General features: G+C 51.1%; 2 tRNA genes, 1 rRNA gene and 1 other annotated feature. Of the genes, 1 reads left to right on the top strand and 2 read right to left on the bottom strand.

The features are described 5' to 3' along the window. Positions 1 to 412: a sequence feature (most likely nonfunctional fraction of RNA operon), on the bottom strand. Beyond that, a tRNA-Glu gene (locus tag CG67_RS07575) sits at positions 143 to 218 on the top strand. (Overlaps the previous feature by 76 nt.) A 191-nt stretch (positions 413 to 603) precedes the next feature. Here the strand turns inward: CG67_RS07575 and CG67_RS07570 are convergent. Beyond that, positions 604 to 679: transfer RNA gene (locus tag CG67_RS07570), tRNA-Glu, on the bottom strand. An 86-nt stretch (positions 680 to 765) separates the two neighbouring features. Next, positions 766 to 1,043, bottom strand: a 16S ribosomal RNA gene (locus CG67_RS07565); the annotation flags it as partial.

The following is a 1,043-nucleotide window of genomic DNA, read 5'->3' as shown; positions in this document are numbered from 1 at the left end:
GGGTGAAGTCGTAACAAGGTAACCGTAGGGGAACCTGCGGTTGGATCACCTCCTTACCTGAAGATACACTCCCGCGCAGTGCTCACACAGATTGTCTGATGAAAAGTACAGAGCAAGGCGTCTTGCCGAAGCAGACTTCAGTGTCCCCTTCGTCTAGAGGCCCAGGACACCGCCCTTTCACGGCGGTAACAGGGGTTCGAATCCCCTAGGGGACGCCACTTGCTGGTTTGTGAGTGAAAGTCACCGGCCGATATATCTTAACGATGATGCACTGAGTGCACCGGGTTTCCCCATTCGGAAATCGTCGGCTGTAACGGTTCATATCACCTTACCGACGCTTATCGCAGATTAGCACGTCCTTCATCGCCTCTGACTGCCAGGGCATCCACCGTGTACGCTTATTCGCTTAACCTCACAACCCACAGACGTCTTGCAACGACTCTGAATCGTAAAAGTTTTTGAGAGACTCTGAATAACTTTCGTTATTCATTGTTTTCAAATTTTCAGCTTGTTCCGTATTGTTAAAGAGCAATATCTTAAACATGACTCGCAAGTCATCTTTAAGATATATCGGCCGGTGACTTTCACTCACAAACCAGCAAGTGGCGTCCCCTAGGGGATTCGAACCCCTGTTACCGCCGTGAAAGGGCGGTGTCCTGGGCCTCTAGACGAAGGGGACACTGAAGTCTGCTTCGGCAAGACGCCTTGCTCTGTACTTTTCATCAGACAATCTGTGTGAGCACTGCGCGGGAGTGTATCTTCAGGTAAGGAGGTGATCCAACCGCAGGTTCCCCTACGGTTACCTTGTTACGACTTCACCCCAGTCATGAATCACAAAGTGGTAAACGCCCTCCCGAAGGTTAAGCTATCTACTTCTTTTGCAACCCACTCCCATGGTGTGACGGGCGGTGTGTACAAGGCCCGGGAACGTATTCACCGTAGCATTCTGATCTACGATTACTAGCGATTCCGACTTCATGGAGTCGAGTTGCAGACTCCAATCCGGACTACGACGCACTTTATGAGGTCCGCTTGCTCTCGCG

Origin of the sequence: Tatumella sp. UCD-D_suzukii, assembly GCF_000611875.2 — a bacterium.
Lineage (GTDB): Bacteria > Pseudomonadota > Gammaproteobacteria > Enterobacterales > Enterobacteriaceae > Tatumella > Tatumella ptyseos.
This window is presented reverse-complemented; position numbering and strand designations above follow the sequence as displayed.